Here is a 25,054-nt window from a genome sequence, read left to right as displayed (position 1 = left end):
CGGGACGGGGCGGTCGCCCCGTGCCGGTCCGGGCGGTGCCGGAGGGCGTCAGACGGCGTCGGAAGCGGAGTGCGCTTCGGCCGTGGCCCTGGACCGGTCGGCCGGGGCGGTGTGGGCGTTGCCCATGGCTTCGCGGAAGCGTGCGTAGCCAGCGAGCTCGGATATGTCACCCTGCGTGCGGTCGCGCGCCGCCCAGCTGCCCCATATGCCCGCACCGATCGCGGCGCACAGCGGAATCAGCAACCACGCCAGAGACGCCATGGGCGTGCCTCCTTACCCCGGACTACGTTTCGTTGGTGGCTTCAACGCTCGTGCCCGTGGGGGGGTTACGCAAATCGAGGGCGTGTTGCGCGGCCGAACGGGTGCGAGGCTACCCCCTGCCGACGGCCGCTCCCCGACCGGGGGTCAGCAGGCGCCGACCCACTCCTCCGTGCCGTCCGCGAACGTCTGGTGCTTCCAGATCGGGACCTCGTGCTTGAGGTCGTCGATGAGCATCCGGCAGGCCTCGAAGGCCTCCCCGCGGTGCGGGCAGGAGACCGCGACGACGACCGCCAGGTCGCCCACGGCCAGGTCGCCCACGCGGTGCACGGCCGCCAGCGCGCGCACCGGGTACTTGGCCACCACGCGCTCGGCGATCCGGCGCATCTCCGCCTCGGCCGTCGGGTGGCAGGAGTAGCCGAGCGAGTCGACGTCCGCGCCTCCGTCGTGGTTGCGCACCGTGCCGACGAAGAGGGTCGTACCGCCCGTCGCGTCGTCGCCGACGGCCCGGAAGACCTCGTCGATCGACAGCGGGGTCTCACGGATCGCGAGCAGCCGGATCGGGTCCTGAGCGGCCTGCTCACCGGGGTGGTCGAAGTGCGGTGCCATACCGTCCATCCTGCCCCAGCCGCGGACACGGCGAAATAGCTGATTCACCCGGCCTCCGGCGGCCCGCTTGGGAGCCTCCTACAGACCGGGCGCCGGCCCGCGGCCGCCGCCCGGGCGTCCGCGGGCCGGGGCGGGTCAGATGCCGCGCCGCTTGCGCGCCAGCCTTACGGCCGCGGCCGCGCCCAGCAGGGCCACCGTCGCGCCCGCCGCACCGGCGGCCGTGGCGGCGTCCCGGCGGCCGAGCCGGCGCCCGGCGACGGTGTGGCGGCCCGCGACCTCCTGGAGCAGCTCGGCGAGCACCTCCTCGTTGGTCCAGCGCGGCCGCCAGCCCGCGGCGTGCAGCCTGCTGACGCTCACCACCCAGGGGTGCATCGTGTACGCGAGGTCTCCGGCCGGGGACGGGGTCAGGCCGATGCGGTGCAGCCGGGCCGCGGCGCCCAGCGCGACCGCCGAGGGCAGCTCCATGCGGCGGATGCCGCTCAGCTCCTCGACCTCCTCCTGCTCCAGCCAGCCCTCGCAGCCCACGGCCAGCTCGCCCTCGACCTTCTCCAGAGCCGCGTACTCCAGGGCGCTGACCAGGTCCTCGACGTGGCAGAACTGCCACGTGGGGCGGGAGCCCGCCACCACGAGCAGGCGCGGGGACTCGAAGTACCGGGTCAGGGCCGTGTCCGTGCCGCCGACCAGGACGGCGGGGCGGACCACCGTGACGTTCAGACCGGGGTGGGCGCGCGGTGCCCGGCGGCCGAGGCGCTCGATCTCCAGCAGGTCGCCGACGCCGGTCGCCTCGGCGGTGGCCCGCAGCTCGGAGTCCTCCGAGAGCGGGATGTCGTTGTCCGGCAGGGCCCCGTAGACCATCGCCGAGGTGCAGAGCACGACCCGGTGCACGCCGGCCGCCGCGGCCGCCGTGAGGACGGTCTGGGTGCCGCGCACGTTGTACGCGGTACGGGCCGCGGGGTCGGTCTCCAGGTCGAGGTCGAGGGCGAGGTGCACCACGACGTCGGCGCCCCGCAGCTTCTCGGCGATGGCGGGGTCCCGTACGTCCAGGAGGTGCCACTGGGCATCCGCGCACTCCCCGCGCCGCTCGTCGATGGCGACGACCTGCTTGACCTCGTCGGAGGCCGCCAGGCGGCTCACCAGGGCGGCGCCGACGCCCGAGGCGGCGCCGGTCACGGCGATCACCGGGCTGGGCCGGCGCGGGCCCGCCGGGTTTCGCGCCTGGCGAACGCCGAGGGCGCCGTCCCCCTGGTCGGGGCCGTTTTCGTCGTGCGTCGCGTCGTTGCGCTTATCCGAAACGTGCGGATCTGGGGAACTCACCGGGCGTCTCCAGCGGTTGTCTTCAGTGGGGACGCGCCGTGACGCGTACCCACCAGGTGATGTCCATCCTGCCGCAGCCCAGGAGTCGGCGGAGCACCGAGCCCGGATGCGGGTTCCGGTGTCTACGCTGGGTGGTGTTGTCGGACCATTGCCCGTCGGCACCCGCCGACGGCCCTACGAGCCGAGGAAACCCGTGAGCGACACCCCATTCGGATTCGGCCTTCCGCCGGAGGAGCCGGACAACGGCGACGAGGGCAAGAAGGGCGGTCAGGGCGGTCAGGGCGGCCCCGCGAATCCCTTCGGGTTCGGATCGGGCCTGCCCGGCGGCGCGGACAACCCCTTCGCCGCGATGTTCGGCTCGATGAACCCGAACGACCTGGGGGCCGCCTTCCAGCAGCTCGGCCAGATGCTCAGCTACGAGGGCGGTCCCGTGAACTGGGACATGGCCAAGGACATCGCCCGCCAGACGGTCGCGCAGGGCACCGCGGACGGCACGAAGGACACGAGCGTCGGCATCGCCGAGAGGTCGGCCGTCGAGGAGGCCGTGCGCCTCGCCGACCACTGGCTGGACGGCGTGACCTCGCTGCCCTCGGGCGCCACCACGGCGGTGGCGTGGAGCCGCGCCGAGTGGGTCGAGGCGACCCTCCCGGTGTGGAAGGAGCTCGTGGACCCGGTCGCCGAGCGCGTCGGAGCGGCGATGGGCAACGTCCTGCCCGAGGAGATGCAGGCCATGGCGGGCCCGCTGCTCGGCATGATGCGCTCCATGGGCGGCGCCATGTTCGGCCAGCAGATCGGCCAGGCCGTGGGCGTGCTCGCGGGCGAGGTCGTGGGCTCGACCGACATCGGGCTGCCCCTGGGCCCGGCCGGCAAGGCCGCGCTGCTCCCGCTGAACATCGAGGGCTTCGGCAAGGACCTGGGGGTCCCCCCGGACGAGGTGCGCCTGTACCTGGCGCTGCGCGAGGCGGCCCACGCCCGGCTCTTCGCGCACGTCCCGTGGCTGCGCTCGCACCTCTTCGGGGCCGTCGAGGGCTACGCCCGCGGCATCAAGGTGGACACCTCGAAGCTGGAGGACGTGGTCGGACAGCTGGACCCGTCCAACCCGGAGCAGCTGCAGGAAGCGCTGCAGGGCGGCATGTTCCAGCCGCAGGACACCCCCGAGCAGAAGGCCGCCCTGGCCCGCCTGGAGACGGCGCTCGCGCTGGTCGAGGGCTGGGTCGACGCGGTGGTGCACGAGGCCGCCAAGCCGCGGCTGGGCTCGGCGGACGCGATGCGCGAGACCATGCGCCGGCGGCGTGCCTCGGGCGGCCCCGCGGAGCAGACCTTCGCGACGCTGATCGGTCTGGAGCTGCGCCCGCGCCGGCTGCGCGACGCCTCGCGCCTGTGGGCCTCGCTCACCGACGCGCGCGGCGTGGACGGCCGCGACGGGCTGTGGGAGCACCCGGACATGCTGCCGACCGCCTCCGACCTGGACGACCCGGACGGGTTCGTGCACCGCGAGCAGCTCGACTTCTCGGAGATCGACAAGATGCTCGGCGAGGCCGCCGAGCAGCAGGGCAAGGGCACGACCGAGCGCGACGACGAGGGCGACGAGAAGAAGTGAGCCTGCACGAAGAAACGGTCCTCGTCCTCAAGGCGTACGAGGCCCAGCCCGAGCTGCGCGACCTGTACCTGGAGCACCTGGCGGCCCACCCGGACGGGGTCTACAAGCCGTGTTCCGCGGGGCACGTCACGGCGAGCGCGCTGGTCGTGGACCCGGTGCGGGAGCGGGTGCTGCTCACCCTGCACAAGAAGCTGGGCATGTGGCTGCAGATGGGCGGCCACTGCGAGCCCGGGGACGCCACCCCGGAGGAGGCGGCCCTGCGCGAGGCCCGCGAGGAGTCGGGCATCGAGCAGGGGCTGAGGCTGCTGCCCGGCGGTCCGGTGCGGCTCGACCGGCACCCGATCCCGGCGCCCTGCAACTGGCACCTGGACGTGCAGTACGCGGCGCTGGCCCCGGCCGGGGCCGAGGAGGGGATCAGCGACGAGTCCCTGGACCTGCGCTGGTTCCCGTACGCGGAGGTGGCGGCGGTGGCCGACACCTCGGTCGTACGGCTGCTGGAGGACACCCTGGCGCGGCTCGGCCGCTGAGCGGCGGCCCGCGAACGCCCTGAGGGGCGGCCCCGGCGGGGCCGCCCCTCAGGCGTGTGCGGACCGGGAACTAGTTCCAGGCGTTGTTCTGGTTCTGGGCGTGGGAGCCGTGCTGCCCCATGCCGAACTGCGCGGCGGCGCCCTGGCCGAGCTGGGCGTTCTGCGGGGGCAGCACCTCGCTGGGCTGGACCAGCGCGATGCCGGTGCCGAGGAAGCTGAGCTCCCAGCCCTCACCGGTGTTGCCGCGCCGCCGCCAGACACCGCTGGAGTGCGTCTGGGCCTGCATCTGGACCCGCAGCGACGTCGACCAGGCGACGATGGCGTCCGCGTCGACGTTGACGTACTTGTCGGGCGTGACGTGCATCATCAGCGGCTGCCCGGAGGTCATCAGCGCGACCTTGCCGCGGCCGCTGATGTTGAGCTGGTACTTGCCGGATCCGGAGATCCCGTACTGGCTGTCCACCGCGATGACCTCGGTGTGCAGGGTGGAGTCCAGGGCGAGGACGTAGCTGCTGTCGACCGTGAGGCCGTCCGGGTCCACGTCCACGACGTGCACGTACTGCGCCAGGTTGGCCAGGTAGACGGTGCCCTGGCCGGAGCAGCGCATGAGGTCCAGGCCCTCACCGGTGCGCCGGCGGGCGCCGCGCTGGTTGCTGGACTGGTACTCGCCGTCGAAGTCGATGAGGCCCTGGTAGGCGACCATCGCGCCCTTGCGGGCGAGGACGTCGTCGGAGCCCGTCAGCGAGACCCGCAGCAGCTGCGGGTTCTGGATGGCGTAGCGGTCCTGGGACGGGACCTCGGCGTGGGCGAAAAGTGCGCTCTGCATGATGTGTCCGCTCCCCTCAGCCCCGGGCCCGGAGCCGGTCGGTGCTGTCCTCGCTGGGCTGTACGACGACGATCCCCTGGCCGGAGAAGGCCATCTGGTAGGCCTCTCCACTGCCCCGGCCGATCATCGAGGAGGCCTTGAAGCTGCGCTTGCCCTTGACCTTCAGGTTGGGCGACCAGGCGACGAGCGCGTCGGGGTCGACGTACGTCTCGTCCTCGCCGCGACCGCAGTCGACCACGATCGGGGTGCCGCGGGAGGTCAGGGCCACCCAGCCGGTTCCCGAGACCTGGACGTTGAACAGGCCCTGGCCGGCGAACTTGGCGAGGCCCTTGACCCGCTCGACGCCCCACTGGAGGTGTGCGTCGAAGGCGAGCAGGTTGGTGCCGTTGACCGAGAGCGCGTCGTTGTTCAGGTTGACGACGACGACGTCGGCGCCGTAGTCGGCCAGGTAGAGCAGGCCGTCGCCGGTGCACTTCATCACGGGGGCGCCCTCACCCGTGATCCACTGGGAGGCCATCTGGCGGACGGCCGGCGGGTTGGGCTCGTACTGCACGAAGCCCTCGTAGGCGACCATCGACCCGGTGCGGGCGTAGAGGTCCTGGCCGCTCTGCATGGCGACCTTGAGCATGGACCGGCCGTGGTTCTCCATGCGGGCCGTGACCGGGGTCGGGGCGTAGCCCGCGAGCTGCTGGTTCATTGCGTTCATGTCGGGCTCCCTCAGACCTCGTACGGCTGGACGACGATGAAGTTGCCGGGAGCGCCGCGGAACTGGAGGTTCACGGTCTCCCCGCTGTGGCCGGGGTAGGCGGTGCGCCGGAGCCGGACCTGGCTGGAAATGATCACCTGCGAGGCGGCGGACCAGGCGACGATGGCGTTGCTGTCCGCGAACGTGGTGGGCGTGACGGGCAGGACGACGGGCACGCCGTGCGTCTTGACGATCACCGTGCCGGTGCCCTGGAACTGCATGGTGAACAGGGCGCCGCCGGGGATGCCGTGGCCCTCGATGCGGCGGACCTCGTGCTGGAGGGTCTCGTCGAAGGCGAGGACGGCCTCGGCGGAGACGCAGATCGCGTCGCCCTGGAGCTCGATGGCGTGCAGGTGCGCGCCGTTCTCGGCGAGGAACACCTGGCCGCGGCCGGTGCAGCGCATGAGCTGCATCTCCTGGCCGGTGGCGTTGCCGACGATGCGGCCGGCGAAGCCCGCGCCCTTGTAGCTGAAGTCCACCTTGCCCTGGTAGAGGACCATGCTGCCCTGGCGGGCCAGGACGCCCTGGCCGCCCATGGCGAGGTCGACCCGCATGAGCTGCTGGTTCTGCGCGGTCCAGCGGGCGCCGGTGGGCGCCTCCTTGTACGGCTGGAGCGCGGCGGCGAGACCCGCCCCGGGGGCGGCGGACTGCGGCGCGTAACCGGGCTGCTGGCCGGGGAACTGGCCGGGCGGCGTGGTCTGGCCGGGCTGCTGGCCGTAGGGGGCGGGGGCCGGGGCGGGCGGCGGGACCTGGCCCGGGTACTGGCCGGGGACCTGCCCGTAGGAGGGCTGCGGCGGCTGGCCGTACGGGGCGGGGGCCTGCGGGGCGATCGGCGCGGCCATCGTGGGCGCGGCGTGCACCGGCGCGGGGGTCGGCGGCTGCTGCTGGTACTGCTGCGGCTGCGCCTGCGGGGCCTGGGCCGCGGCCGGTACCGGCGCGCCGAAGGACGGGGCGGGGACCGGGGCCTGGGGGGCCTGCGGGGCGGGGGGTGCGGCCGGGGCGCCGAAGGACGGGGCCGGGGCGGCCGCCTGCGGCGGCGGGGCGAAGCCGGGGTTCGCGGCGGCCGGGGCCTGCTGCTGCGGGGCCTCCTCGGCGACCTCGCCGCCGAAGTTCCTCAGCAGGGCCTCCAGTCCGCCGTCGAAGCCCTGGCCCACGGCGGCGAAGCGCCAGACGTCCTTGAGGTAGAAGTCGCCGAGCATGACGGCCCGCTCGGTGGTGAACTCCGAGCCGGTGAACGCGTAGCGGACCACTTCCTCGCCGCCGGCGACGATGCGGATGTAGCCGGGGCCGATCTGCGACATCTGCCCGGCACCGTCGATGGTGGCGGTGAAGGACAGCTTGTGGACGGACGCCGGAATCCGGTCCAGGGTCACCCGGAAGGATTCGGTGTCGCCCGCCTGCGCGCCCAGCAGCTGGATGGACTCCTCCGGCGACTTCGGCTGGTTGAAGAAGACGAAGTAGCGGTCGTCCGAGAGCTGCTCGTTGGCGTCGAGGCCGAAGCAGCTGATGTCGAAGGTGAGTCCGGGCCCGGCGATCTGGACGCCTACGTACAGATCCGTGCCCGCCGTGAGGTCACTGATCTTGGCCTTGTGGCCGCGTTGGAATTCCCTTGCCATGCGAAACGACGTCCCCCATCCCGACTGTGAATTTCGTGCCGCTCAGGCTAACGGCATCCGGCGACATCGGGCCAAGCCGGTACCAAGCCGGTACACATCACGCTGTGTGACATGACGGACGGTCTGTGAGCCGGGCCACGCCGGGTGCCCGCTGGCGCCCGCTCACTCCTCGCGCGCGGCGGGGACCTGCGGGAGCCGCTCGGCCGCGACCACGCCCTCCAGGTATCCGCGGGCCCGCTCGGTCCGCGGGTACGCCTCCAGCAGCTCCCAGAAACGCGGTCCGTGACCGGGCACGAGGAGGTGCGCCAGCTCGTGCAGGAGCACGTAGTCGACGACGTACTCCGGCATGCCCTGGAGGCGGTGCGAGAGGCGGATGCTGCCCTCGGCCGGGGTGCAGGAGCCCCAGCGGGTGTTCTGGTTGGTGACCCAGCGGACCGTCCGGGGGCGGGCCCGGCCGTCGAGGTACTGCTCGGACAGGCGGCCGGCGCGCTCGGCGAGTTCGGCGTCGCCGAGGGTGCGCTTGCTCTCCTGCGCGGCGAGCTTGTCGAGCATGACGCCCACCCAGCGCCGTTCCTCCGCCTCGGACATCCGGGCAGGGATGAGGACGACCGTGCGGTCGCCCTCGCGGTAGGCGGACACGGTCCTGCGGCGGCGCGCGCTCCGGCGCACTTCGACCGGGCGCTGGGATGGGTCGGCGGACACGGCACGACGGTACCCGCTGGCGGCGGCGGAAGTCCCGCGCGTCCGGGGTTCGCACACGGGCGGCGTGGAGCCCGCGTCCGGAGCGGCTCCCGTCGCCCGCCCTTCCGCCCTTCCCCCTCTTCCCCTCCTCCCCTCTTCGGTTTTCATCTCATATGCCCAATACCCCTTGCCTGTGGACAAATCTCCGCACGGATGCCGGCGGACGGGCAGTGTTGCGGAGGAACGGGACGCGGGCGGCGAGGGCCCGCGCGGCAGTCGGAGGGGGACGCGACGTGTATCCGAAGGTGAAGCCCGCGCTGGCGCGGGCGTGGCGGGACCTGCAGACGGTGCAGTTCGGGGTGACGCCCGCCCATGCGGTGGTGCTGGGCCCCGTGGACACCGCGACGGGCGCGCTCCTGGACCGGATCGACGGGACGCGGGGCATGGAGCTGCTGCGGGCGGAGGCCTCGGGGATGGGGCTGCCGGACGGCCGGGCGGACGCGGTGGTGCGGTGGCTGGCAGGGGCGGGTCTGCTCGACGACGCCACCGCCGGCGGGCCGCGCGCGCAGGCGGTGCGCGGGCAGCCGGGGACGGCGGACCGGCTGGAGCCCGACCTGGGGTCGCTCTCGCTGGTCCACCGGGAGCCCGGCGGCGGACTGCGGGGGATCGCCGCCCGCCGGGCGACGAAGGTCCGGGTGCGCGGGAGCGGCCGGGTGGGGACCGTGATCGCGGCCGTCCTGGCGGGGGCGGGCGTGGGGCGCGTCGAGGTGCTCGACGGCGGGCGGGTGGAGCCGGCGGACGTGGCGCCGGGCGGTCTCGGCCCCGAGGCCGTGGGCCGGATGCGGGCAGAGGCGGCCGCGGGCGCGGTGCGCGAGTCGGCGCCGGGGCGGGCCCCGAGGTCCGGGGAGGAGGGCGGGGAACCGGGGCTGGCCCTGGTGGTGGTCGCGCCGCGGGACGGGCTGGACGCCTGGGCCCCCGATCCGGGGCTGGCGTCCGACTGGGTCGCCGCGGGCGTACCCCACCTGTACGCGGGGGTGCTGGAGGGGACGGGGCTGGTCGGGCCCCTGGTGCTGCCGGGCACGACCGCGTGCGCGGGATGCATGGAGCGCGAGCGCGTGGACCGGGATCCGGCCTGGCCGCGGATGCTGGTGCAGTGGCGCTCCTCGCACCGGCGCCGCCCGAACGCCGCCTGCGACCTGGGCCTGTCCACCGCGGTGGCCGGGCTGGCCGCGGCGCACGCGCTCTCCTTCCTCGACGGGCAGGTGCCGGCCTCGGCGGGTGCGCGGTGGGAGGCGGCCCTGCCCGCGCTGCACTGGGAACGCTCCCCCGTACCGACCCACCCCGAATGCCCCTGCGGTGCGCCCGGGGAGCCGTGACAGGATGCGTCGGGACCCACAAGGTCGTGGAGAACCGCCGCTTGCGGCGCAGCTGTCTGGGAAATGGAGGGGCGCATGTCTGATCTTCCCCGGAAGGCGGTCACCCGCACCGTCAAGCTGGCCGCGCTGCCGCTCGGCCTCGCGGGACGGGCGACCTGGGGGCTGGGCAAGCGGATCGGGGGCAAGTCGGCGGAGATCGTGGCGCGCGAGCTCCAGCAGCGCACCGCCGAGCAGTTGTTCCGCACGCTCGGCGAACTGAAGGGCGGCGCCATGAAGTTCGGGCAGGCCCTGTCGGTGTTCGAGTCGGCGCTGCCGGAGGAGGTGGCCGGCCCCTACCGGGCCGCCCTGACCAAGCTCCAGGAGGCGGCCCCGCCGCTGCCCGCGGCGACGGTGCACCAGGTACTGACGGAGCGTCTCGGGGCGGACTGGCGGAATCTGTTCGAGGAGTTCGAGGACACGCCCGCCGCGGCCGCGTCCATAGGCCAGGTGCACCGGGCGGTGTGGCACGACGGCCGGCGGGTGGCGGTCAAGGTCCAGTATCCGGGGGCCGGTGAGGCGCTGCTGTCGGACCTGAAGCAACTGGGGCGCTTCGCGGGACTGCTGGGGCCGCTGATTCCCGGCATGGAGATCAAGCCCCTGATCAGGGAGTTGCGCGAACGGGTCGCGGAGGAGCTCGACTACGAGCTGGAGGCGGAGGCCCAGCGCACGCATGCGGACGCCTTCGCCGACGATCCGGACGTGGTCGTCCCGGACGTGGTGCACCAGGGCGATCAGGTGCTGGTGACCGAGTGGATGGAGGGCACTCCGCTGTCGGAGGTGATAGCCGACGGCACGCAGGAGGACCGCGACCGCGCCGGTCAGCTGCTGGCCGGTTTCCTCTTCTCCGGCCCCGCCCGCACGGGCCTGCTCCACGCCGATCCGCACCCGGGGAACTTCCGCCTGGTGACGGCGGAGGACGGCCGCACGCGGCTGGGCGTACTGGACTTCGGCACGGTCGACCGGCTGCCCGGCGGCTGGCCCCGGCCCATCGGGAGGTCCCTGCGCATGACCCTGGACGGGGACGCCGAGGGGGTCTACGGGCACCTGCGCGCCGAGGGGTTCGTCCGGGATTCCGTCGCGCTGGACCCGGACGCCGTGCTGGACTACCTGAAGCCGATCATCGAACCGGCCGAGGCGGATCAGTTCACCTTCACCCGGCCGTGGCTGCGCGGGCAGGCGGCGCGGATCACCGATCCCCGCTCCCCCGCGCACCAGTTGGGCCGGCAGATCAACCTGCCCCCGTCGTACCTGCTGATCCACCGGGTGACCCTCAGCACGATCGGCGTGCTGTGCCAGCTGGGCGCGACGGTACGACTGCGGGACGAACTGGACACCTGGCTGCCGGGGTTCGCGAACGCGACCTGAGGCGGTGACGGCACCGCGGTGCGGTGCCGGGTGGTGCGGTCACCACCAGGACGAGTCGAGCCTGCCCTCGATCGCGCGGAGGTTGGCGCGGGCGCAGTCCACGCAGAAGTACTGCCGGGCCCCGTTCTCCACGGAGCAGGTCCAGGTGGGCGGGGCGCCGCCGGGTGACCGCGTGCCGCAGCGCGCGCAGACGGCGGTCTGGGCCTCGGATCCCGGCGGTTCGGGTTCGGGCGGGGGTGTCGGCTGGTCCATTTCCGGACGATATCGCCGTCCGGGGCGGAGCGCGGCGCGCAACGCCCCGGGGGGACCGGTCCCTTCGGACCGGTCCCCCCGGATGCTGCCGTCTTCCGGCTCTCAGTGCATGACGGCCATGGCCAGTGCGCGGCGGGCGCGCATGGAGACGCGCTCGGCTCGCCGCTGCATGCGGCGGGCGGCGACCAGGCGCACGGCGTGACGCTCGGCGTCCACCTCGCGCATGCGGTCGTCCATATGGGCGCGGGCCAGGGCTTCTGGGATGAGTTGCATTTCGCGGGTCCTGTTCTGACGCGAGGTGATCGCGCCGGTGGTGATGAAGTCTGCGTGGGCGGCGCCGTGGGGCTGCTCGCTCGTGGTGTAGGCGGTCATGAGGGCCTGCTTCAGGGGGTCGTGCGTCAGGGGGCGGTCGATGGTTCCGGTGGTGGTCATGCCGAGACGACCGGGTTCTTGCGCGGACGGCCACGCGGCCGCTTGCGGGCCACGACGACACCCTGGACGAAGAGCTCGCCACCCCAGACACCCCAGGGCTCGCGGCGCTCGACCGCTCCGGCGAGGCAGGCCTCGACCAGCGGGCAGGTGCGGCAGAGGGACTTCGCGTACTCGACGTCCGCCGGGGACTCGGCGAAGAAGACCTCGGGGTCGAAGGTGCGGCAGGGAACCGGGACGCCGAGGTTCTCGATGGCGTCGTCGAGCGCGGTCAGCGCGGTGAGCGGGGTCAAGGCGTGGTCCTCCGGGACTGCGGGCGGGGAGATCGTTTGGGTCTGCGGTACGGACGGGGCGTGCGCTTCGAGTTGCACGGTGTTTTCTTCCTCGTCTTGTTCGGCTAGTCGTTCCGGCCGGTCGGCCGGGTTCGGCTGGTACCTGGTCCTGCCAGTCCCGAGGCCCCTTCGCTCCGTCGTCCCCGGTCGGGGACAAACAGAAGGGCCGCGGATCCCGGGTGGGGTTCCGCGGCCCTGAAGGCGCCGGCCTGATCATGCGATCAGGCTGGATCACTCCAGGGTTCGAGCCCGCGGAAGGCCCACATCAGGTGGTACTGCTTCGTCTGCTTCGTCTGGTTTCCGGCACCGGCCGCGGCGGCGAATCCGTAGGCGCCATGCGCCTGGGATTCTGCTGCCAGTACTGCCACCGGTGCCCCGGTCGGTCGCTCGATGCGCTCGCTGACGGGGAGGGTCGCCGACAGGGCGGGGGCGCCAGCGGAAATCGCGGACACACCGGTACCCAGGAGGGAGACGGAACCGAGCAGGCAGGAAGCATCGACCGAGCGATCGGTCATTTTGGTGAAGGTCATGAAGCTGGTCACTGGTCTCGCCTCCTCTCGGCGTCTCGGGGACCCGGCCCGAGGGCCTGTCCCATGCGTATTCGGATAAGTACAGCACGGAACCGGGGCTTCGGAGAAGCCACCGTTTCCGTTGCTAAGAACCTATGGGTCTTCGCTGGGCATGTGCAAACTATTTTTCCGACGAGTTTCTACGCGTCGTCAGGATCCTCGGCGCCGGGCTCCTGACCTGCGCAGATGGCCAGGACATCGGCTCCGTACCGGTCGAGCTTGCGACGGCCCACCCCGGAGATCATCGAGAGCTCCCCGGGCTCGGAGGGGGAGGCCTCCGCGATCGCCATCAAGGTCTTGTCCGTGAAGACGCAGTACGCGGGCAGGCCCTGATCCCCTGCCTCGGCCGCGCGCCAGTCCCGCAGCCGCTCGTAGAGGCCCTCGTCCATGTCCGACGGGCAGTCCTCGCAGCGCATGAGCTTCAGCTCGCCGGCCTCGGTCAGCGTCCTGCCGCAGACGCGGCACAGCACAGGGCCGCGTCTGCGGCGCGTCCGCGTGCCCGGCTCGGCCCCGGGGCGGGCGCCGCTCCCCCGGTCCGCCGAGCCCGGCCGCAGGCCGTTCAGGAAGCGGCTGGGGCGCCGGGTGGACCTGCCGCCGGGGGCGCGTGAGAGGGCCCAGGACAGCGTCAGGTGCGCACGCGCCCGGGTGACCCCCACGTAGAGGAGCCGCCGCTCCTCCTCCACCTGCTCGTCGGTCTTGGCGTACGTGATCGGCAGCATGCCGTCCGTGAGGCCGACGAGGAACACGGCGTCCCACTCCAGGCCCTTGGCCGCGTGCAGCGAGGCGAGGGTGACGCCCTGGACGGTCGGGGCGTGCTGGGCGGCCCTGCGCTCGTCCAGCTCGACCACGAGGTCCGCGAGCGTGGCCCCGGGCCGGGCGCGGGCGAAGTCCTCGGCGAGGCGCACCAGCGCCGCCAGCGATTCCCACTGGTCGCGCACGGCGCCGGAGCCTGCGGGCGGCTCCGCGGCCCAGCCGGTGGAGCTGAGCACGGCACGGGCCTGGGAGCCGAGCTCGACGACCTCTTCGAGCAGGGGGTCGTTCCCGGCGGACCGGGAGGCTCCGCGCAGCGCGAGGATCGCCTTCTGCACCTCCTGCCGCTCGAAGAACCGCTCGGCCCCGCGGAGCTGGTACGGGACCCCGGCGTCGGCGAGCGCCTGCTCGTAGACCTCGGACTGGGCGTTGATGCGGAAGAGGACGGCGATCTCGCCGGCGGGGACGCCCGCGGCGATCAGGTCGCGGATGCGGCGGGCGACGCCCTCGGCCTCGGCGGGCTCGTCGGCGTACTCGGCGTAGACCGGGTCGGGGCCGGGCTCCCGCTGGGAGAGCAGCTCCAGCCGGTGCTCGGCGGCCCGCCCCTTGGCCTGCTTCAGCAGTCCGTTGGCGAGGTGCACCACCTGGGGGGTGGAGCGGTAGTCGCGGACCAGCTTGACCACCGTGGCCTGGGGGTAGCGCGTGCGGAAGTTCAGCAGGTGGTCGGGGGTGGCGCCGGTGAAGGAGTAGATGGTCTGGCTGGCGTCGCCGACGACGCAGAGGCTCTCGCGCTCGCCGAGCCACAGCTCCAGCAGGCGCTGCTGGAGCGGGCTGACGTCCTGGTACTCGTCGACGACGAAGTGCTGGTACTGGGCGCGGATCTGTTCGGCGATGTCGTGGCGGTCCTGGAGGATGCCGACGGTCAGGAGCAGCACGTCCTCGAAGTCGATCATGCCGCGGTCGCGCTTGAGCTGCTCGTACGTGCCGTAGATCTGGGCGATCTCGGCCATGTCCCGGGGGGCCTCGCGGCCGGCCTTGACGGCGGCCGCCGGGTAGTCGGCGGGCACGGTCTGGGTGACCTTGGCCCACTCGATCTCGCCGGTGACGTCGCGCAGCTCGTTGCGGTCGAGGCGGATGCGGCAGCGGGCGCCCGCCTCGGCGACGAGCTGGACCTTGCGCTCCAGCAGCCGGGGGACCTCCCCGCCGACGGCCTTGGGCCAGAAGTACTGGAGCTGGCGCAGCGCCGCGGAGTGGAAGGTGCGGGCCTGGACCCCGCCCGCGCCCAGGGCCCGCAGGCGTCCGCGCATCTCCCCGGCGGCGCGGTTGGTGAAGGTGACGGCGAGCACGCTGGCGGGCATGAGCAGGCCGGACCGGACCCCGTAGGCGATCCGGTGGGTGATCGCGCGGGTCTTGCCCGTCCCGGCTCCGGCCAGCACGCACACCGGTCCGCGCAGGGTCGTCGCGACCTCGCGCTGCTCCGGGTCGAGGCCCAGGAGCACCGCGTCGGCCGAGTCCGCGCCGGCGGGGAAAGGAGAGGAGTGCGTTGCTGCTGTCACCCCGCCATGCTGCCAGGTCCGGTGAGCCGGGCGGGAAATCCGTCCACAGGCCGCCGGGATTCGTCGTATCGGTCACACCGGCGGTGCGGTCGGGGACGGGAGGGAATGGCCGTGCGGTCGCGTACGTTCGACTACTCGGACCACCGAGCCCTCACGAAGGAGAGCGCAGGATGCAGGACACGGGCACCGTCACGATGTACAGCACGACCTGGTGCGGCTACTGCCGTCGGCTGAAGACGCAGCTGGACCGCGAGGGCATCGCGTACAACGAGATCAACATCGAGCTCGACCCGGAGTCCGCGGCGTTCGTGGAGAAGGCGAACAACGGCAACCAGACGGTCCCCACCGTGCTCGTGAAGTCGGCCGCCGGCAGCGAGTCCGTGATGACGAACCCGAGCCTGGCCCAGGTCAAGCAGGCTCTCGCCGTCTGAGCCGGCCCTCTCCGGCCGCGCCGTCCGCAGCAGGCCCCCGCCCCGTCGAGGCGGGGGCCTGCCGCGTGTCGCGGGCGGGGTGGCGGACGTTACGCGGCGGCCTTCGGCAGCGGCTCGCCGTACCAGAGCTCGACCAGGCGGGCCGCGATGGAGATGCCCGACGGCGGCAGGACCTCGCCCGAGGCGAACGCCGCGCGCAGCTCGTCGCGGGAGAACCAGCGGGCCTCCTGGATCTCCTCGCCGTCCACGGTGATCTCCGAGGTGGTGGCGCGTGCGGTGAAGCCCAGCATCAGGCTGTACGGGAAGGGCCACGGCTGGCTGGCCACGTACTCGACCCGGCCGACCCGGACGCCCGCCTCCTCCCACACCTCGCGGACCACGGACTGCTCGATCGACTCGCCCGGCTCCACGAACCCGGCGAGCGTGGAGAAGCGGCCCTCCGGCCAGTGCACCTGGCGGCCCAGCAGCGCCCGGTCGTGCTCGTCCGTCACCAGCATGATCACGGCCGGGTCGGTGCGCGGGTAGTGCTCGGCGCCGCAGCCCGGGCAGCGGCGGATGTGCCCGGCGGCGGCGACCACCGTGCGCTCGCCGCAGCGGGAGCAGAAGCGATGCAGCCGCTGCCAGTTCTCCAGGGCGACGGCGTTGACCATCAGGGCGGCGTCGCGGTCGTTCAGCAGCAGCCCGGCCTCGCGCAGCCCGGCCGGGCGGGCCGACTGGTCCATCCGGCCCGGCAGGGAGTCCTTCTGCAGCGCGAAGTACCGTACGCCGTCCTCGTCGGTGCCCAGGAAGTAGCGGTGGGTCTCGGTGACCGGGGCCTCGAAGGCCGGGGTCATCACGATGCCGGTGCCGCCGTCGGGGGTGTCGTCGATCAGGACCTGGCCGCCGGAGACGACGAAGACGCGGGTCGTCGGGTGGCTCCAGGCGGCGGCGAGCCATGCCTCGTCGAGGCGGTGGTGCGCCGCGCGGTCGATCCCGCTGGGCGCGGTGAGCGAGAGAGGGCGCTCGGTATGGATGCTCACAGGTACTTCCAACTCCCCCGGTGGTGGACAGGCAGGCTCGGTACGAAGGTGTGGGCGCCGGTTCAGGCGGGCGTGCGGGGCGGCCGGTGGGCGCGGAGGCCGTCGGCCAGTTCCCCCCAGAGGTAGGCGGAGGTCTCGACGCCCTTGAGCAGGAGGTCGAGCTCGACCTTCTCGTTCGGCGCGTGCCAGCCGTCGGACGGCACCGAGATGCCGAGGAAGAGGACGGGTGCGCCGAGGACGTCCTGGAGGTCGGCCGCCGGACCCGAGCCGCCCTCGCGGGTGAAGCGGATCTTCTGGCCGAAGGCGCGGCCCATGGCCCGTACGACGGACTGCAGCGCCGGGTGGTCCAGCGGGGTCAGGCACGGGCGGGTGGGCGCGCCGAAGGTGATGCTGTGGCGGATGCCGTCCGGGATGCGGGCGGCGGTCCAGTCCCGTACGGCGGCCTCGACCTCGTAGGGGTCCTGGCCCGACACCAGCCGGAACGACAGCTTCACGTGGGCGGAGGCGGGGACGATCGTCTTGCCGCCGGGGCCCTGGTAACCGCCGCCGATGCCGTTGACCTCGGCCGTGGGGCGGGTCCAGACGCGTTCCAGGGTGCTGTAGCCGGCCTCGCCCGCGGCCGCGTGGGACTTGGCGGTGCGCAGCCACTCCGCCTCGTCGAAGGGCAGCTCGGCGATCAGGGCCCGCTCGGCGTCGGTGAGCTCGGCGACGCCGTCGTAGAAGCCGGGGACGGTGACGCGGCCGTCCTCGTCGTGCAGGGCGGCGACCAGGCGGGCGGCGACGGTGGCCGGGTTGGGCACGGCGCCGCCGAAGGCGCCGGAGTGGATGTCCTGGTCCGGGCCGTGCAGGTCGATCTCGCAGTCGGCGACGCCGCGCATGCCGGTGCAGACGGTGGGCGTGGTCTCCGACCACATGCCGGTGTCGGAGACGATCACGGCGTCGGCGGCGAGCTCCGCGGCACGGTCCTCCACCAGGGCGCGGAAGTGCGCCGAACCGGACTCCTCCTCGCCCTCGACGATCAGCTTGAGGTTCACCGCGGGCGCGGCGGCGCCGGTCGCCGCCAGGTGGGCGCGCACCCCCAGGCTGTGGAAGAACACCTGGCCCTTGTCGTCGGCGGCGCCGCGCGCGTACATGCGGCCGTCCCGGACCACCGGCTCGAAGGGGTCGGTGTGCCAGCCGTCGGCGAGCGCCGCGGGCTGCACGTCGTGGTGGCCGTAGACCAGGACGGTGGGGGCCTCGGGGTCCTCGCTGGGCCAGTGCGCGTACACGGCGGGCAGGCCGTCCGTCTCCCAGACCTCGGCGACCGGGAAGCCGGTCTCCTTGAGCTTCGCCGCCAGCCATTCGGCACTGCGGCGCACGTCGTCCGCGTGCTCGGGCCGGGCCGAGACGGACGGGATGCGCAGCCACTCGGCGAGGTCGTCGAGGAAGGCGCCGCGGTGGGTGTCGATGTACGTGCGGACGGCGTTGTCCGGCGAGGTGTCGCTCATGCCCCGAGCCTAGCCGTCCGTCCGCCGGTCACCGGCGGGGCCCGATTCGCCTTGGAGGATCCGCTCAAGGCGGGCCCGTCCGGGCAGGTCACGGGGGCGGATCACCCGTCCGCTGCGGACGTGGAGGAAGGCGGCCGAGACCCGGTCGAGCGGGGTGCCCGTGGCCTCCGCCCAGGCCAGCCGGTAGACGGCGAGCTGGAGGGGATCGGCCTGGGTGGTGCGGCCCGTCTTCCAGTCGACGATCTCGTACGCGTCGCCGTCCTCGCCGGTGGTCCGGTAGACGGCGTCGATCCGGCCGCGGATGACGCGTCCGGCGAGGGTGATCTGCACCGGGGCCTCCATCCGGTACGGGGGCCGGTCGGCGTACGGGCTGCGTTCGAAGGCGGCCTTGAGCGCCTCGAGGTCGGCCTCGTCGGCGATCTCCTGGTCCGAGCCAGCACCGGGGAGGTCGGCGACGGGGTCGAGGACGTCGAGGAAGGGCAGCGGGAGCTCGTCGAAGCGGGACTCGACCCAGGCGTGGAAGCGGGTGCCCAGGCGGGCGGCCGGCTGCGGCGACCTGGGCATGGGGCGGGCGAGGTCGCGTACGAAGCCCTGCTCGTCGGCGGCGAGCCGGAGCAGCTGGCTGGCGGACAGGGCGCCGGGCAGCTCCACGTCGCGGACGGCCGCGCGGGCACGGCGCAGCTCGCCCTCCAGGGCGTCGAGGTCCCGGTCCCAGGAGGCGATCGCGCGGGCGTCCTCGGGCGTGAGCGGTGCGCCCGCGGCGGTCTCTGCGGTACGGGTCCGCGGCGCGGCACCGGGGCCGGCCGGACGGGGCGCCGGCGCCGCCTCGGCGTCGGCCGCCCAGGCCTCGTCGGCCCACGGGTCCCGCGGTGCGGCGGACGCCTCCGCCGCGCGGGCCTCGTCGCGGGCGCCGTCGCGGGCGTCGCGCGGCGGTGGGACGGCGCCGGTCCGTGGGGCGGCGGCGGGCGGCTCCTCGCCGAAGGGGTCCTCCGGGTCCGGGGGCCACGGCTCGTCCTCGTAGGAGGGGTCCTCGCAGTCCGGGGGCCACAGGTAGGCCTCGTCGTCCCCGGCCGGGGCGGGCGCCGGGGCCGGGACGGGGGCCGCCAGGTAGGACTCGACGAGGGCGGCCGCCGCCCTGCGCAGGGCGAGGGAGTGCGGGTCGAGCGGGAGCGGCCAGGAGTGGTCCGGGCCGGATCCGCCGGCCAGCGCCGGATTCTCCGCGGCCGGTTCGGGCTCCTCGGCCCAGGCCTCGATCTCGCCGTGGCCGGCCGCGCAGTGCGCGTACAGGGCCTCCAGGAACTCCGACGGGCCGCGGCGCTTCTTCTGGCTCGGTCCCCACCAGTGGCCGGAGGCCAGCAGGAGGGAGCGCGGGCGGGTGAAGGTCACGTAGCCGAGGCGCAGCTCCTCCAGCGCCTTGTGGTCCTTGAGGGCGGTCTTGAAGGCCTTCAGGCCCGCCGAGGTCAGGGCCGGGTCGGCGGGCAGGGTCGGGGCGTCGCCGCGCAGCGCGTACGGGAGGACCCTGGCGTAGGAGGTCCAGGCCTCCGGCGGCTTCTCCTTGGGGAAGGCCCCGGCGCACAGGTCGGGGACGACGACCACGTCCCACTCCAGGCCCTTGGACTTGTGGGCGGTGAGCACCTTGACGGTGTTCTCGCCGCCCGGCAGCGCGTGGTCCAGCCCCTTCTCGTAGCGGGCGGCCGTCCGCAGGAAGGCCAGGAAGGCCAGGAGCGTGGCCTCGCCGTCGAGGGCGGCGAACCCGGCGGCGACGTCCATGAAGTTCGACAGGGTCTCGCGGCGGCGGGCGGCGAGCGCGTGCGGGGAGGCGGACAGCTCCACCTCCAGGCCGGTGGCGGACAGCACCCGGTGCAGGACGTCCATCAGCGGGTCGGCGAGGGAGCGCCGCAGGTCGCGCAGCTCCTGGGCGAGGTGCGCGAAGCGGACCCGGGCGTCGGCGGAGAACGGCAGCTCGTCGGGCGCCTGCCCGGCGCCGTCGAGGAAGGTCTCCAGGGCGTCGGCGAGGGACACGACCTCGGCGGGGTCCACGCCCTCCACGGCGGCGGCGAGCCGTTCGTCCGGGTCGGCCTCGGCCGGGGTCCGGCCGACCAGGAGCCGGGCCCGGCGGCCCAGCAGGGCCAGGTCGCGCGCGCCGATCCGCCAGCGGGGGCCGATCAGGAGGCGGACCAGGGAGGCGTTGGCACCCGGGTCCTGGAGCACCTCGCAGACGGCGACGAGGTCCGCGACCTCGGGCAGGTGCAGCAGCCCGGACAGGCCGACGACCTCCACCGGGACGTCCCGGTCCACGAGCACGGCCTGGATCTGCGCGAAGTCGCCGGCGGACCGGCACAGGACGGCGATCTCGCGCGGCTCCGTCCCCGTGCGCACGAGGTGCGCGACGGAGTCGGCGAGCCACTCCAGCTCCTGGGCGTGGGTCTCCAGCAGGGCGAGGCGGACCTGCCCGGCGGCCTCCGCCCCGGGCGCGGGGCGCAGCGCCTCCACCCCTTCGTGCAGGGCGCGCAGGGGGGCGGCGAGCCCGTTGGCGAGGTCGAGCAGGCGGCCGCCGCTGCGCCGGTTCTCGCTGAGGGAGAGGCGGGTGGCGGGGGTGCCGTCGGCGTTCGGGAAGTGCTCCGGGAAGTCGTCGAGGTTGGCCACGGAGGCCCCGCGCCAGCCGTAGATGGCCTGGCAGGGGTCGCCGACGGCGGTCACGGCGTGGCCGGTGCCCGCGCCGAAGAGGCCGGACAGCAGCAGCCGCTGCGCGACCGAGGTGTCCTGGTACTCGTCGAGCAGCACCACCCGGAACTCCTCCCGCAGCAGCGCTCCGACCTCGGGCCGGGTGGTGGCCAGCTGGGCGGAGAGGGCTATCTGGTCGGAGAAGTCGAAGAGGTCGCGGGAGCGTTTGGCGGCGCGGTAGCGGCGGACGAGCTCCAGCAGTTCGAGGCGGCCGCGCACGGCGCCGGGGATCTTGCGCAGTTCCTCGTTGGTGAGCCGGGTGCCGGCGAGGGTGTCCAGCAGGGCGGTGTCGTGGGCGCGCAGGGCGTCCGGGTCCACGAGGTGCTCGGAGAGTTCGGCGTCGAGCGCGAGGAGGTCGCCCACGAGGTCGGGGACGGACTTGGTCAGCGAGGGGTAGGGGCCGGGGGCCTCGCGGAGCACTTTCGCGGCGAGCTGGAAGCGGGTGGCGTCGGCGAGCAGCCGGGAGCTGGGCTCCAGGCCGATGCGCAGGCCGTGGTCCTTCAGGAGCTGCCCGGCGAAGGCGTGGTACGTGGAGATGCGCGGCTCGCCGCCGGCCTCCCCGGCGTCGGCCGGGGAGGGGTCGGGGTCGGTGATGCCGGCCCGCGCCAGGGCGCCGCGTACGCGCTCGGCCAGCTCACCGGCGGCCTTGTTGGTGAAGGTGAGGCCGAGCACCTGCTCGGGGGCCACCGCGCCGGTGCCGACGAGCCAGACCACACGGGCGGCCATGACGGTCGTCTTGCCGGATCCGGCTCCGGCGACGACGACCTGAGGGGCGGGCGGGGCGGTGACGCAGGCCATCTGTTCGGGCGTGAAGGGGATCCCGAGGAGCTCTTTCAGCTGCTCGGGGTCGGTGAGGACGGGGGCACGCGCGGACACGTGAAAAGGCTAGCCGCCGTCGCCGACACCCTCCGCCGCCGTCCGCTCCGCGGACCGGCCGCCGCCCGGCCGGACCGGTGCGGGAGGGGAGCGGGAGGCCGCTATTCCACGGTCTGGCGGCCCTCGGGGCGGGCGCTGCACGCGCTGCGGAAGGAGCAGTGGTCGCAGTGTCGGCCGGTGGCGGGGGCGAAACGCTCGTCCAGGACCCGTCCCGCGGCCGTCGCGAGCAGGTCGCCGACCCACTGCCCGTCGAGCGGCTCCTGCGCCTGGACCTTGGGGACCGTGTCCCCGCCGTCGCGCTGCGCGGCGCCCTGGCGGAGCTGGACGAGCTCGGCGCCGCCGGGCGCGGGGCGCAGGCCGTCGAAGACCTCGTCGACGGCGCCTTCGCGCACGGCGAGCTGGTAGACGGCGAGCTGCGGGTGGCGGGCGACCTCGTCCTTGGTGGGGGCCGACTTGCCGGTCTTGAAGTCCACGACGTACGCACGGCCCTGCGGGTCCGCCTCGACGCGGTCCATGGAGCCGCGGATGCGGACGGCGATGTCGCCCGCTTCGAGCGTGACGTCGAACTCGTGCTCCGTGGCGACGGCCTCGCGGCCGCCCCGGTCGGTGTGGTGCCAGCGCAGGAAGCGTTCCAGGGCGGCGCGGGCGTTCTCCTTCTCCTGGCGGGACTTCCAGGGGGCGTCGAAGGCGAGGGCGTCCCACACGGAGTCGAGGCGTTCCATGAGGACGGCCAGGTCGGCGGGGGTCCGGCCGGAGGCGACCTCGTCGGCGAGGACGTGGACCACGTTGCCGAAGCCCTGGGCGGCGGTGGACGGGCTGTCGGCCTTGACCTCGCGGCCGAGGAACCACTGGAGGGAGCAGGTGTTGGCGAGCTGGTCCAGGGCGCTGCCGGAGAGGGCGACGGGCCGGTCCCGGTCGCGGAGCGGGACGCTGCTGCGGGTGGGCTCGTACAGGCCCCACCAGCGCTGCGGGTGCGCGGCCGGGACCAGCGGGCGGTCCTCGTCGTCGGTGAGCGCGGCGAGCCGGGCGAGGCGGCGGGCGGCCGCGTCGCGCAGGGCGGGCGAGGCTTCCGGGTCCACGGTGGTGGCCCGCAGCTCGGCGACGAGCGCCGGCACGGCGAGGGGGCGGCGGGGGCGGCCGCCGACGTCCTTCGGGGTGACGCCGAGCTCGGTGAGCAGGCGGGAGGGCTGGTCGCCGTCCTCGGCGGGGGCCTTGACGGCCGTGACCACGAGCCGGTCGCGGGCGCGGGTGGCGGCGACGTAGAACAGGCGGCGCTCCTCGGCGAGGAGGGCGCCGGGGGTGAGGGGCTCGGCGAGGCCGTCGCGGCCGATCCGGTCGGCCTCCAGCAGGGAGCCGCGGCGGCGCAGGTCGGGCCACAGTCCCTCCTGGACCCCGGCGACCACGACGAGGGACCACTCCAGGCCCTTGGAGCGGTGGGCGGTCATCAGGCGGACCGCGTCGGGGCGGGTGGCACGGGCCGTCAACGTGTCGGCGGCGATGTCCTCCGCCTCCAGTTGTTCGAGGAAGTTGAGGGCGCCGCGGCCGCCGGTGCGCTCCTCGGCGCGGGCGGCGGTGTCGAAGAGGGCGCAGACGGCGTCGAGGTCGCGGTCGGCGTTGCGGCCGGCCGCGCCGCCGCGGCGGGCGTTGCGCTCCAGGCGCTGCGGCCAGGGCGTGCCGTCCCAGAGGACCCACAGGGCCTCCTCGGCGGTGCCGCCGCCCTGGAGCAGCTCGCGGGCCTTGCGCAGGAGCAGGCCGAGGCGCTGGGCGCCGCGGGCGTACGCGGGGTCGTGGGCGGTGAGGCGTTCGGGCTCGGCGAGGGCGCGGGCGAGCAGCACGTCGGAGGGTGCGGGGACCTTGACGCCCGCGGCCCGCTCCTCGTCGCGCAGGGCGCGGCCGAGCCGCCGCAGGTCGGCGGCGTCCATCCCGCCGAGGGGCGAGGTGAGCAGCTCGATGGCGGCCTCGACGCCCTCGGCTCCGGCCGGATGCGCCGGGTGGCCTCCGGCGGGGTCGGCCGGGGCGGCCGGGCCGTCGGCGTCCGGGTCGGCGCGCGGGTCGTCAGCCGGGTCGGCGTCCGCTGCCGGTACGGGGCCGTCGCCGGGGCCCGTCGCGTCCTCGGCGCCGGTGTCCGGGGCGGCGGGGTCCGTCCGGTCGTCGAGGCCGGAGGCGGAGCCGGAGCCGGTCTCGGTCGGCGCCGTGTCGGCGGCGTCGGCGGCATCGTCCGGGGCCTGTTCCGGGTCCTGTTCCGGGCCCGGACCCGCGTCGGCGTCCTCCGGGGACGCGGGCGCCGTCAGGGGGGTCGCCGTCAGGCGCAGGGCGGTCAGCAGCGGGGCCACCGCCGGTTCGTGGCGCAGGGGGGTGTCCGTGCCGTCCGTCTCCACCGGGACGCCCGACGCGATCAGGGCGCGCCGCATCGAGGGGAGGGTGCGGCCGCCCGAGCGGACCAGGACGGCCATGTCCTGCCAGGGCACGCCGTCCTCCAGGTGCGCCCGGCGCAGGATGTCGGCGATGTTGTCCAGCTCGGCGCCGGCCGTCGGGTACGTGAAGACCTCCACCCGGCCCCCGTCCCGTACGGCGCGCAGGTCGCGGTGGGCCCGGACCGCGGCGGCCGGGAGGCGGGGCAGGGGCATCCGGGTGGCCAGCAGCCGGGTGGCGGCGAGCAGGCCGGCTCCGGAGCGGCGGCCGACGGTCAGGGCCTTCACCTGCGCGCCCGGGAAGGAGGAGGCGAAGTCCAGGGTGTTGTTGATGTCGGCGCCGCGGAAGGCGTAGATCGACTGGTCGGGGTCGCCGAAGGCGACGAGCGTGCCTCCGGGGCCGGTCAGGGCGCGCAGCAGCCGCAGCTGCGAGGCGTCCGTGTCCTGGTACTCGTCGACGAAGATCGCGTCGTACGCGGAGGCCAGGGCGGGCGTGCGTTCCGCGAGGAGCACCGCCCGGTGCAGGAGTTCGGCGTAGTCCAGGGTGCCCTGCATGTCCAGGACGTCCAGGTACTCGGAGAGGAAGGCGGCCGCCGCCTTCCAGTCGGGCCGTCCGATGCGGTCGGCGAAGGAGGCGAGGGCCTGCGGGCCGAGGCCCAGCTCGCGGGCGCGGGCCAGGACGGCCCGGACCTCGTCGGCGAAGCCGCGCGTGGTGAGCGCGGCCCGCAGGTCGTCGGGCCAGCGGATGGAGCGGATGCGGCGCTGGCCCTCCAGGAGGGTGCGGACCATGACGTCCTGCTCGGGTCCGGACAGCAGCCGCAGCGGGTCGGCGAACAGGTCGGTGTCCTGGTGGGCGCGGACCAGGCCGTAGCAGAAGGAGTGGAAGGTGGTGGCCTGCGGGGCCCGTGCTCCGCCCAGCCGCAGGGCGGCCCGGTCGCGCAGTTCCACGGCCGCCTTGCGGCTGAAGGTGAGGATGAGGATCCGGGACGGGTCGGTGCCCGCCTCCACCCGGGCCGTCACGGCCTCCACCAGCGTGGTCGTCTTCCCGGTGCCCGGTCCGGCCAGGACCAGCAGCGGTCCGTGCGCGTGGTCAACCACCGCCCGCTGCGCTGCGTCCAGCACAGGGGGATCCACCCGTTCCGGCCCGGTGCGCACGAGGCGGTACGCGTCGGTGGTCCGCGTGTGCCGCCGTTCGGTGCGGTCGGAGGAAGAGGTGATCACGTGAGGTGCCGGTCCTGGTGGGTCTGCGGGGTGGGGCGGTG

21 protein-coding genes are annotated in these 25,054 nt (G+C 74.3%); 5 read left to right on the top strand and 16 right to left on the bottom strand.

Going from position 1 to position 25,054, the window contains the following annotated elements:
* Nucleotides 1-48: 48 nt before the first annotated feature.
* The 3 genes from ACPU2J_RS22570 to ACPU2J_RS22560 all read right to left on the bottom strand — a co-directional run bounded on the left by ACPU2J_RS22570 (nucleotide 49) and on the right by ACPU2J_RS22560 (nucleotide 2,181).
* A complete protein-coding gene (locus tag ACPU2J_RS22570) occupies nucleotides 49-261 on the bottom strand; it encodes a hypothetical protein (RefSeq protein WP_361602772.1) in 213 nt (70 codons plus the stop codon).
* 144 nt (nucleotides 262-405) lie between these two features.
* On the bottom strand, nucleotides 406-867 hold the full coding sequence (locus ACPU2J_RS22565; protein WP_361602769.1) for a molybdenum cofactor biosynthesis protein MoaE: 462 nt from the start codon (nucleotides 865-867) through the stop codon (nucleotides 406-408).
* A gap of 135 nt (nucleotides 868-1,002) precedes the next feature.
* On the bottom strand, nucleotides 1,003-2,181 hold the full coding sequence (locus ACPU2J_RS22560) for an SDR family oxidoreductase (protein ID WP_420079665.1): 1,179 nt from the start codon (nucleotides 2,179-2,181) through the stop codon (nucleotides 1,003-1,005).
* Nucleotides 2,182-2,374: 193 nt separating this feature from the next.
* Between ACPU2J_RS22560 and ACPU2J_RS22555 the strand changes: the two genes are divergently transcribed.
* Nucleotides 2,375-3,781, top strand: a complete 1,407-nt coding sequence (locus ACPU2J_RS22555) for a zinc-dependent metalloprotease (RefSeq protein WP_389069003.1) — start codon at nucleotides 2,375-2,377, stop codon at nucleotides 3,779-3,781.
* Nucleotides 3,778-4,308: an NUDIX hydrolase gene (locus ACPU2J_RS22550; protein ID WP_423833895.1), complete on the top strand. Its 531-nt coding sequence runs from the start codon at nucleotides 3,778-3,780 to the stop codon at nucleotides 4,306-4,308. The genes ACPU2J_RS22555 and ACPU2J_RS22550 overlap by 4 nt, the downstream gene beginning before the upstream one ends.
* 70 nt (nucleotides 4,309-4,378) lie before the next feature.
* Here ACPU2J_RS22550 and ACPU2J_RS22545 read toward each other — a convergent pair whose 3' ends face one another.
* The 4 genes from ACPU2J_RS22545 to ACPU2J_RS22530 form a co-directional block, all read right to left on the bottom strand.
* Nucleotides 4,379-5,134, bottom strand: a complete 756-nt coding sequence (locus ACPU2J_RS22545) for an AIM24 family protein (protein WP_361602757.1) — start codon at nucleotides 5,132-5,134, stop codon at nucleotides 4,379-4,381.
* A gap of 16 nt (nucleotides 5,135-5,150) precedes the next feature.
* Complete coding sequence (locus ACPU2J_RS22540; protein ID WP_361602859.1) at nucleotides 5,151-5,831, bottom strand: AIM24 family protein; 681 nt, start codon at nucleotides 5,829-5,831, stop codon at nucleotides 5,151-5,153.
* 20 nt (nucleotides 5,832-5,851) lie between these two features.
* On the bottom strand, nucleotides 5,852-7,495 hold the full coding sequence (locus ACPU2J_RS22535) for a TerD family protein (RefSeq protein ID WP_423833894.1): 1,644 nt from the start codon (nucleotides 7,493-7,495) through the stop codon (nucleotides 5,852-5,854).
* Nucleotides 7,496-7,657: 162 nt separating this feature from the next.
* Nucleotides 7,658-8,344 carry a M48 family metallopeptidase gene (locus ACPU2J_RS22530; RefSeq protein WP_420079667.1) on the bottom strand — a complete coding sequence of 229 codons (687 nt, stop codon included), beginning with the start codon at nucleotides 8,342-8,344 and terminating at the stop codon, nucleotides 7,658-7,660.
* A 125-nt stretch (nucleotides 8,345-8,469) separates the two neighbouring features.
* On the opposite strand from ACPU2J_RS22530, the gene ACPU2J_RS22525 reads away from it, so the two are divergent.
* Both ACPU2J_RS22525 and ACPU2J_RS22520 read left to right on the top strand, forming a co-directional pair.
* The gene (locus ACPU2J_RS22525; protein ID WP_423833893.1) at nucleotides 8,470-9,552 is read left to right on the top strand and encodes a ThiF family adenylyltransferase; all 1,083 of its coding nucleotides are present in this window, start codon (nucleotides 8,470-8,472) and stop codon (nucleotides 9,550-9,552) included.
* A gap of 75 nt (nucleotides 9,553-9,627) precedes the next feature.
* Nucleotides 9,628-10,956: an ABC1 kinase family protein gene (locus tag ACPU2J_RS22520; RefSeq protein ID WP_423833892.1), complete on the top strand. Its 1,329-nt coding sequence runs from the start codon at nucleotides 9,628-9,630 to the stop codon at nucleotides 10,954-10,956.
* A 39-nt stretch (nucleotides 10,957-10,995) separates the two neighbouring features.
* On the opposite strand, the gene ACPU2J_RS22515 is transcribed toward ACPU2J_RS22520, so the two are convergent.
* The 5 genes from ACPU2J_RS22515 to ACPU2J_RS22495 form a co-directional block, all read right to left on the bottom strand.
* A complete protein-coding gene (locus tag ACPU2J_RS22515) occupies nucleotides 10,996-11,208 on the bottom strand; it encodes a hypothetical protein (RefSeq protein WP_423833891.1) in 213 nt (70 codons plus the stop codon).
* Between the two features lie 102 nt (nucleotides 11,209-11,310).
* Entirely contained in the window at nucleotides 11,311-11,640 is a 330-nt protein-coding gene (locus ACPU2J_RS22510; RefSeq protein ID WP_361605363.1) for a hypothetical protein, read from the bottom strand.
* The gene (locus ACPU2J_RS22505) at nucleotides 11,637-12,008 is read right to left on the bottom strand and encodes a WhiB family transcriptional regulator (protein WP_037919572.1); all 372 of its coding nucleotides are present in this window, start codon (nucleotides 12,006-12,008) and stop codon (nucleotides 11,637-11,639) included. The genes ACPU2J_RS22510 and ACPU2J_RS22505 overlap by 4 nt, the downstream gene beginning before the upstream one ends.
* Nucleotides 12,009-12,190: 182 nt before the next feature.
* The gene (locus ACPU2J_RS22500) at nucleotides 12,191-12,511 is read right to left on the bottom strand and encodes a hypothetical protein (protein WP_420079670.1); all 321 of its coding nucleotides are present in this window, start codon (nucleotides 12,509-12,511) and stop codon (nucleotides 12,191-12,193) included.
* A gap of 167 nt (nucleotides 12,512-12,678) precedes the next feature.
* The gene (locus ACPU2J_RS22495; RefSeq protein ID WP_420079671.1) at nucleotides 12,679-14,844 is read right to left on the bottom strand and encodes an ATP-dependent DNA helicase UvrD2; all 2,166 of its coding nucleotides are present in this window, start codon (nucleotides 14,842-14,844) and stop codon (nucleotides 12,679-12,681) included.
* A gap of 170 nt (nucleotides 14,845-15,014) precedes the next feature.
* Here ACPU2J_RS22495 and ACPU2J_RS22490 point away from each other — a divergent pair, with 170 nt between their 5' ends.
* Nucleotides 15,015-15,275 (top strand): mycoredoxin, encoded by a 261-nt coding sequence (locus tag ACPU2J_RS22490; RefSeq protein WP_007266404.1) that lies wholly within the window; start codon nucleotides 15,015-15,017, stop codon nucleotides 15,273-15,275.
* An 89-nt stretch (nucleotides 15,276-15,364) separates the two neighbouring features.
* Here the strand turns inward: ACPU2J_RS22490 and nudC are convergent, their stop codons facing one another.
* From nudC to ACPU2J_RS22470, 4 genes are all read right to left on the bottom strand, one after another.
* Nucleotides 15,365-16,306 carry an NAD(+) diphosphatase gene (gene nudC / locus ACPU2J_RS22485; protein WP_365069696.1) on the bottom strand — a complete coding sequence of 314 codons (942 nt, stop codon included), beginning with the start codon at nucleotides 16,304-16,306 and terminating at the stop codon, nucleotides 15,365-15,367.
* 50 nt (nucleotides 16,307-16,356) lie between these two features.
* Nucleotides 16,357-17,781 (bottom strand): dipeptidase, encoded by a 1,425-nt coding sequence (locus tag ACPU2J_RS22480; RefSeq protein ID WP_423833890.1) that lies wholly within the window; start codon nucleotides 17,779-17,781, stop codon nucleotides 16,357-16,359.
* Nucleotides 17,782-17,790: 9 nt separating this feature from the next.
* A complete protein-coding gene (locus ACPU2J_RS22475; protein ID WP_423833889.1) occupies nucleotides 17,791-21,381 on the bottom strand; it encodes an ATP-dependent DNA helicase in 3,591 nt (1,196 codons plus the stop codon).
* Between the two features lie 101 nt (nucleotides 21,382-21,482).
* On the bottom strand, nucleotides 21,483-25,010 hold the full coding sequence (locus ACPU2J_RS22470) for an ATP-dependent helicase (protein WP_423834996.1): 3,528 nt from the start codon (nucleotides 25,008-25,010) through the stop codon (nucleotides 21,483-21,485).
* Between the last annotated feature and the right edge of the window lie 44 nt (nucleotides 25,011-25,054).

Origin of the sequence: Streptomyces manipurensis (assembly GCF_049570255.1) — a bacterium.
GTDB lineage: Bacteria > Actinomycetota > Actinomycetes > Streptomycetales > Streptomycetaceae > Streptomyces > Streptomyces manipurensis.
The sequence above is the reverse complement of the archived record's forward strand: the minus strand, read 5'-3'. Positions and strand labels throughout refer to the sequence as shown.

Bases quoted from the DNA above. Each gene is read 5' to 3' on its own strand.
- ACPU2J_RS22570 (WP_361602772.1), bottom strand. From the start codon at position 261: ATGGCGTCTCTGGCGTGGTTGCTGATTCCGCTGTGCGCCGCGATCGGT.
- ACPU2J_RS22565 (WP_361602769.1), bottom strand. From the start codon at position 867: ATGGCACCGCACTTCGACCACCCCGGTGAGCAGGCCGCTCAGGACCCG.
- ACPU2J_RS22545 (WP_361602757.1), bottom strand. From the start codon at position 5,134: ATGCAGAGCGCACTTTTCGCCCACGCCGAGGTCCCGTCCCAGGACCGC.
- ACPU2J_RS22540 (WP_361602859.1), bottom strand. From the start codon at position 5,831: ATGAACCAGCAGCTCGCGGGCTACGCCCCGACCCCGGTCACGGCCCGC.
- ACPU2J_RS22535 (WP_423833894.1), bottom strand. From the start codon at position 7,495: ATGGCAAGGGAATTCCAACGCGGCCACAAGGCCAAGATCAGTGACCTC.
- ACPU2J_RS22530 (WP_420079667.1), bottom strand. From the start codon at position 8,344: ATGAAAACCGAAGAGGGGAGGAGGGGAAGAGGGGGAAGGGCGGAAGGG.
- ACPU2J_RS22520 (WP_423833892.1), top strand. From the start codon at position 9,628: ATGTCTGATCTTCCCCGGAAGGCGGTCACCCGCACCGTCAAGCTGGCC.
- ACPU2J_RS22515 (WP_423833891.1), bottom strand. From the start codon at position 11,208: ATGGACCAGCCGACACCCCCGCCCGAACCCGAACCGCCGGGATCCGAG.
- ACPU2J_RS22510 (WP_361605363.1), bottom strand. From the start codon at position 11,640: ATGACCACCACCGGAACCATCGACCGCCCCCTGACGCACGACCCCCTG.
- ACPU2J_RS22490 (WP_007266404.1), top strand. From the start codon at position 15,015: ATGCAGGACACGGGCACCGTCACGATGTACAGCACGACCTGGTGCGGC.
- ACPU2J_RS22480 (WP_423833890.1), bottom strand. From the start codon at position 17,781: ATGAGCGACACCTCGCCGGACAACGCCGTCCGCACGTACATCGACACC.